10 protein-coding genes are annotated in these 6000 nt (G+C 34.9%); 4 read left to right on the forward strand and 6 right to left on the reverse strand.

What is annotated here, in order from left to right:
* Nucleotides 1-37 precede the first annotated feature (37 nt).
* From mtxX to IJ258_RS11740, 3 genes are read left to right on the forward strand one after another with little or no spacing between them, the layout of a single operon-like run.
* Nucleotides 38-751, forward strand: coding sequence for a methanogenesis marker protein Mmp4/MtxX (mtxX, locus tag IJ258_RS11730; protein WP_292807106.1), 714 nt, complete (start codon nt 38-40; stop codon nt 749-751).
* 9 nt (nt 752-760) lie between these two features.
* On the forward strand, nt 761-1525 hold the full coding sequence (uppS, locus tag IJ258_RS11735) for a polyprenyl diphosphate synthase (protein WP_292807108.1): 765 nt from the start codon (nt 761-763) through the stop codon (nt 1523-1525).
* Between the two features lies 1 nt (nt 1526).
* Nucleotides 1527-2288: a TatD family hydrolase gene (locus IJ258_RS11740; RefSeq protein ID WP_292807110.1), complete on the forward strand. Its 762-nt coding sequence runs from the start codon at nt 1527-1529 to the stop codon at nt 2286-2288.
* On the opposite strand, the gene IJ258_RS11745 is transcribed toward IJ258_RS11740, so the two are convergent.
* The 6 genes from IJ258_RS11745 to IJ258_RS11770 are packed head-to-tail and all read right to left on the reverse strand — an operon-like array spanning nt 2285 to nt 5258.
* Nucleotides 2285-3283, reverse strand: coding sequence for a tRNA-dihydrouridine synthase (locus IJ258_RS11745; protein WP_292807112.1), 999 nt, complete (start codon nt 3281-3283; stop codon nt 2285-2287). The genes IJ258_RS11740 and IJ258_RS11745 overlap by 4 nt on opposite strands.
* A 30-nt stretch (nt 3284-3313) precedes the next feature.
* Nucleotides 3314-3682, reverse strand: coding sequence for a hypothetical protein (locus IJ258_RS11750; protein ID WP_292807114.1), 369 nt, complete (start codon nt 3680-3682; stop codon nt 3314-3316).
* The gene (locus IJ258_RS11755) at nt 3683-3988 is read right to left on the reverse strand and encodes a hypothetical protein (protein ID WP_292807116.1); all 306 of its coding nucleotides are present in this window, start codon (nt 3986-3988) and stop codon (nt 3683-3685) included.
* Nucleotides 3985-4356: a carboxymuconolactone decarboxylase family protein gene (locus tag IJ258_RS11760; protein ID WP_292807117.1), complete on the reverse strand. Its 372-nt coding sequence runs from the start codon at nt 4354-4356 to the stop codon at nt 3985-3987. The genes IJ258_RS11755 and IJ258_RS11760 overlap by 4 nt, the downstream gene beginning before the upstream one ends.
* 15 nt (nt 4357-4371) lie before the next feature.
* Entirely contained in the window at nt 4372-4869 is a 498-nt protein-coding gene (locus IJ258_RS11765) for a hypothetical protein (protein ID WP_292807119.1), read from the reverse strand.
* The gene (locus IJ258_RS11770; RefSeq protein WP_292807121.1) at nt 4866-5258 is read right to left on the reverse strand and encodes a hypothetical protein; all 393 of its coding nucleotides are present in this window, start codon (nt 5256-5258) and stop codon (nt 4866-4868) included. The genes IJ258_RS11765 and IJ258_RS11770 overlap by 4 nt, the downstream gene beginning before the upstream one ends.
* Nucleotides 5259-5355: 97 nt before the next feature.
* Here IJ258_RS11770 and cobM point away from each other — a divergent pair.
* Nucleotides 5356-6000: precorrin-4 C(11)-methyltransferase (gene cobM / locus IJ258_RS11775; protein WP_292807123.1), on the forward strand; the 645-nt coding region annotated here is incomplete at its 3' end.

A 6000-nucleotide genomic window follows, 5' to 3' on the forward strand; every position in this document is an offset into this window, starting at 1 on the left:
AACTTTAATTTATAGTTAATGACAAATAATTAAATTAATGAAAACAATAGCTATTGGTGTTGGTGAAAATGAAAATATAATTCAAGCTTGTCATATTTTCAAAGAAAAGCACCCAAAAACGGACATAAAACTAATATATAGTGATGAAGACTTAGTAAAATCAGTTTTAGATAAAAATATTGATGCGGTTGTACGTGGATCACTTCCAGCATCCAATATTATGCAGGAACTCAAACAGCATTACCCTAATCTGTCAAGAGCCACCTATGTCAATGGGGACGAATATGAATTTCTATTGTCACCTGTCGGCATTGACGAAGGGATGAATGTTGAAGAAAGATATGAGATTACATTAAATTGCATAGACTTTCTAAAAAAAGTCGGAAAAGAACCTAAAATTGCAATACTAGCAGAAGGAAGAAAAGACGACTTCGGAAGAGGGAAAGAAGTTTCCAATTCAATTGAGGAAAGTGAAAAATTAACACAACTCATCAAAGAAAACACCTCCGAAGAAGTACAAAATTACTACATACTAATCGAAAAAGCAATAAACAGCAAATCAAACATAATCATTGCACCTAATGGTAGAGTGGGAAACATAATCTTTAGAGCACTCGTTTTACTTAACTCATGGCCAAGTTATGGTGCAGTAACATTCGGAATAGACAGAGTTTACATTGATACAAGTCGAGACCAAAGTATAGATGGATATGTCCGCAGTTTAATATTAGCTAATGATTTGTCAAAATAAGGGATAAAAATGGCAGAGAACATACTTTATCGATTATATGAATGGTACATTACTCGTGACTTAAAACCGGAAAAGATGCCCAAACACGTTGCCATCATTATGGACGGTAACAGAAGATATTCTAAACTGCAAGGAAACATTGACGTTGTTAAAGGACATGAAATTGGAGTGGACACATTAGAAAATGTTTTGGACTGGAGTATTGAGCTTGGCATTGAGATAATAACAGTTTACGCTTTTTCAACCGAAAACTTTAACAGACCTCAGCATGAAGTGGAAGGACTGATGAACCTGTTTGTTAAAAACTTCAAAAGACTTGTTAACCATGAAAAGATACTTAAAAATGAAGTTAAAGTAAAAGTTGTCGGAAAAACCGAACTGTTGCCTGAAAATGTTCGTGAAGCAATTAAAGAAGCTGAAGATGCAACAGCTCATTTTAATAAAAGATTATTTAACATAGCTATTGGATATGATGGACGTTTGGAAATCATAGATTCTTTTAAAAAGATTATAGAACAGGTACAGGCCGGTGAAATCACCATAGATGATGTTGATGAAGACCTTGTAAGCAAAAACCTCTACACCGGAGGACTTGATGACCCTAATTTAATTATCCGTACCAGTGGAGAGGAACGTTTAAGCGGATTTTTACTCTGGCAATCATCATACTCAGAACTGTACTTCTGCGAAACATTATGGCCGGAACTTAGAAAAGTTGATTTCATAAGGGCAATCAGGTCATATCAGGAAAGGGAACGCAGATTCGGTGTATAATATGATTGATACACATTGCCATATTGATTTTGAAGACTTCGACGTTGACCGTGAAGAAGTCATAAAAAGAGCTAAAGACAAACTTGACCATGTAATCGTTTCAGGATACAGCAACGACAGTAACATGGATGTTTTAAAGCTTTCTAAAGATTATGAAGGTTTCATTTATCCTACTTTTGGTTTTCATCCCGTAAGCTCACAGAATGCAACTGAAAAGGATATTGAAACTGCGCATGAAAATATTCGCAAGCATATCAATAACATTGTTGCAATCGGTGAAGTCGGAATGGATTACTATTATGTTACTGACAAGGCTTTGCGTGAAAGACAGCAGGAAATTTTTAGAAGCTTTTTAGACCTTGCAAATGAATATAAAGTCCCGATTGTGATGCATGTAAGGGATTGTGAGAAAAAAGCAGTAAATATCATTGAAGAATATGATGAAATACCTTATTTTGTTTTCCACTGTTATGGTGGAAGCCTAAAGACTGCAAAAAGAATAATGAATCGTGACGATTCATATATGAGCTTTTCAACAATGTTATGCTATTCAAAGCACCACCAGGATTTGATTGAAAAGATAAATCTTGATTATGTTTTAACCGAAACTGACAGTCCGTATCTTGCAATGACCAAAGAGGAACGTAACGAACCAGTTAATGTTGTTAATGCAGTTTTAAAAATTGCTGAGATAAAAAATATGGATGTTGAGACTGTTGATGAGATAACTACCAACAATGCTCGAAAAATTTTTAAAATCTAATCATCTGCAGTCATATGACATGTGCTTGTCTTTTTCCAGTAACAGTTATTGCATTTTGTACAGCCTGATTCACCTTCACCATCCCCAAACCACTGTGTTAAAAATGTCGGATTAAATACAAAAGGCCTGTGCATTGAAACATATTCAATATCTGTTTTGTTAATCAATTCATTGATGCCTGCCATATCAGACAATCCGCCACCTAAAATAACTGGAATATCTACTTCACAAGATATCTTGTCAGTCAATTCAAATAATGCTTCCTTATCTGAATTTTCTTTTGTGAAAAATTGTGGAGAGGAAGGTTTTGTAACCTGAAGACTATCGGCACCATATTTTTCAAGTGTTTGAGCAATCTCCAATGACTCCTGTGGATTTTGAGGATTGATATTGAATCGGCAGTTAACATGAAGTGAAGTTGTTTTTTTGATTGCCTGAATCAATTCTATAATCATTCTCAATCGGTTGAAAACAGATCCTCCATAATTGTCATCCCTTTTGTTTTCACTGGCATCAATTACCTTAGACAGGAAATAATTATTTCCAATGTTCAACTGAATGCCGTCAAAACCTGAGAAATGAATTTTACGGGCAGCAATAATATAATCGGACTGAATTTGCCTTATATCTTCAATGGTCAAATCATTAACGCCAATCATCTGTTTGCCGTTAACATTGCAGTTTGCAAAGGCAATCTGGGCAAAAATAGGAACCTCATACTCGTGTACAATATCAGTCAGTGTTTTGAAATCCTTCATGAAAAGAGGATAGTTCGGACTGTGTGAATAATCACTGAACTTGTCATGAGGATAAAGAGAAATCAGTTCAGTTATTATTAATCCAGCATGATTTTTTGCAAGTCTTTCATATCTTAAAAACACTTCAGGTTTCAGATAGCCGTGTTGTCTTATCTGTGATTCCCACAAACCTGTCCTTACAATGCGGCTTTTGAGTTTCAAGTCTCCAAATTGACATTCATCGAAAATATCTTTCATAGTATCACACTAATAACTAACTATTTGAATCTAAAAATGCAGAATAAAGTTCAAATTTATCAGCACATCATTATTCTCTTTGACAGCTTCAATTTCCAATTGAAAATCAGTCAAATCTTTTTTTACCAAATTAATCAGATGATAATCCAAAAGTGAATCGTTCAAGTATATTGTGAACTGGTTCCTATCGATTTTGGCCTGTTTTCTGCAGAACAGCTTAAATGCGTAGAAATAAAGTTCGATTCTGAAAATCAAATCCTGCTTGTCACCATTTCCATTGATGAAATATTCCTTCAGGTCTTCCTGCAGGATTTTTCCTTCATCTCCGACATCAGCCTGAAATGTTTCCATTTCAACCAAATCATCCATCAGTTGCTGTTTTTCCTCTTCATTATACATTTAATCACCAAGTTTGAAATTCAATTTTAAAATATTATATGCATTGGGCAAAAATGTTACCGTAAATCTGTCAAAAGCATCATCAAGTCTGCTTAAACGACTTAATTTCAAATCATCAGGAATGACATAGAGTATAAATGAATCTTCAGTTATCTCAACTCCCAATTCCTCATGAACCGGAATTTTCAACTCTGAAATGAACAGATACTTAAAAACAATTAATTCATATTCATTAACTTCCTTTCCCGATTCAATTATATCTATCAGTTCATCCTGCAATTTGGATGCAATTTCCGGAAAATTCATAATAAATCTCTATCTGTAAATACTTCTTTTGCAGCCATTAGAGCATTGATGGCTTTTGGAAAACCACAGTATGCGCTCATCTGCATCATTATTTCCACAATTTCTGTTGGAGTATTTCCAACGTTCAATGCTGCGTTGATGTGCTCTTTCAATTGAGGGATTGTTCCAAGAACTGTCAGTGCTGCAACAGTACAGATTTCACGTGTTTTCAAATCCACTTCCTCTCGGGTATATATTTCAGCATATGGATATTCAATGACAAATCTTGATAAATCCGGAGCAATATCCTCCAGATCCTTGAATATTTCTTCAACTGACTTTTCCTGAATGCTTTCAATACACTTTTTACCTTTCTCATATCGTGACATGATTATAGTATGGATTTAAATCCATTTAACATTAGCGGTCGTGTAGACATAATGAGGTGAGAAAACCGGATTGTACAGTTTGTTTGTTGATTGGGTGGAGTTAAAACTCAGGGCAAGGGATTTTCTTAAGTTATAGTTTATCCGGTCTCCAATCGATACCAGCTCTTGTGAATCAAATCTTTCATCGGTTTTAGCATACACATTAAACTGTATCCAATTTTTATCATAATTTACATCATATCCTAGGTCATTGTATGAAATATTTATGATTTCAACAGAATATGGAGTTAACAGACTTTCTTTGGATTTAGAATAATCCCTGAATGTATCTTCCGGATAAATTCCGCTTGATGAAGTGCCAATTCCTTCCATTACTCCGCTTCTGGCTGCAGCCATTGCAGTGTTCAGTTCATTTTCACCAGAGATAAATACAATTGCCAGCATGACAATCAATATCAAAACTCCAAACAAAAACAGAAATTCTGCTGAAATCTGACCTGAATTATCCATCATGTTATCACAACTCCCTCATCAGTTTTTGTTATTACATAGCTTCTTCCACTTACCAGCCTGTATTTTGAGTCCAGATTAGCAAACATTAATGCAGTTTCACCCTTCTTGTCATCATATTCCATAGTCAGCTTATTATTTTCAACTGTGACTTCAAAATATCCCTTATCTGACGGCAACTTAAGGTATTTTGAATAACCCACCCCATTCGAGTTTACCTGACTGATTACGTTTGCCACATCATCCAGAATTAGTCTGTGTGTGACACTATCTTCAATATTTAAACTTGATGATATTGATGCAGATGCATAAAATAATACTCCTAAAGCAATAATTATAATAATAAATAATGAAAATAGATATTCTATTGAAATAAAACCTTTATTGTCCATATTTTTTAATTATTTTAGAAATTAATAAAGTTTACTCTAAACTAAGGTCAATTTTGATACAAAATCATTAAATAATACTTGAAACAAAAAGAAAAATATGAAAGGAAAAGTCATATTTATAGGTGCAGGACCAGGCGATCCTGATTTGATCACTGTTAAAGGAAGAAGAGTAATTGAAAAAGCTGACGTCATTATTTATGCAGGCTCTCTTGTAAACAAGGATGTTTTAGCCCCTGCAAAAAGTGATTGTGAAATCCACAATAGTGCTTATTTGAATTTGGATGAAACCGACGGAATAATCACACAAGCAGTAAACGAAGGCAAGTTGGTAGCTCGTGTTCACACAGGTGATCCTTCAATTTACGGTGCTATTGCAGAGCAGATTCGTGAGCTTAAAAAACATGACATCGAATATGAAATTATTCCTGGTGTAAGTTCACTGTTCGGTACTGCAAGTGTGCTTGAAGCGGAATTGACATTGCCTGAGATATCTCAAAGTGTCATCATCACCCGTCCTGAAGGCAGAACCCCAAAACCTGAAGGAGAAAGCCTTGCAAGCTTTTCAAAGCATCATGCAACCATGTGCATCTTTTTGGGAATTGGTATGATTGACAAGGTAGTTGATGAACTGCTTGTAGGTTATGAAAAAACCACTCCAGTTGCAGTTGTCAAAAAGGCAACTTGGCCAGACCAACAAATAATTAGAGGAACCCTCGCAGATATTGCAGGAAAAGTTAAAGAT

Origin of the sequence: Methanobrevibacter sp. (assembly GCF_017468685.1) — an archaeon.
Classification (GTDB): domain Archaea; phylum Methanobacteriota; class Methanobacteria; order Methanobacteriales; family Methanobacteriaceae; genus Methanocatella.

Coding starts and splice junctions, on each gene's coding strand:
- mtxX (WP_292807106.1), top strand. CDS start 38: ATGAAAACAATAGCTATTGGTGTTGGTGAAAATGAAAATATAATTCAA.
- uppS (WP_292807108.1), top strand. CDS start 761: ATGGCAGAGAACATACTTTATCGATTATATGAATGGTACATTACTCGT.
- IJ258_RS11740 (WP_292807110.1), top strand. CDS start 1,527: ATGATTGATACACATTGCCATATTGATTTTGAAGACTTCGACGTTGAC.
- IJ258_RS11745 (WP_292807112.1), bottom strand. CDS start 3,283: ATGAAAGATATTTTCGATGAATGTCAATTTGGAGACTTGAAACTCAAA.
- IJ258_RS11750 (WP_292807114.1), bottom strand. CDS start 3,682: ATGTATAATGAAGAGGAAAAACAGCAACTGATGGATGATTTGGTTGAA.
- IJ258_RS11755 (WP_292807116.1), bottom strand. CDS start 3,988: ATGAATTTTCCGGAAATTGCATCCAAATTGCAGGATGAACTGATAGAT.
- IJ258_RS11760 (WP_292807117.1), bottom strand. CDS start 4,356: ATGTCACGATATGAGAAAGGTAAAAAGTGTATTGAAAGCATTCAGGAA.
- IJ258_RS11765 (WP_292807119.1), bottom strand. CDS start 4,869: ATGATGGATAATTCAGGTCAGATTTCAGCAGAATTTCTGTTTTTGTTT.
- IJ258_RS11770 (WP_292807121.1), bottom strand. CDS start 5,258: ATGGACAATAAAGGTTTTATTTCAATAGAATATCTATTTTCATTATTT.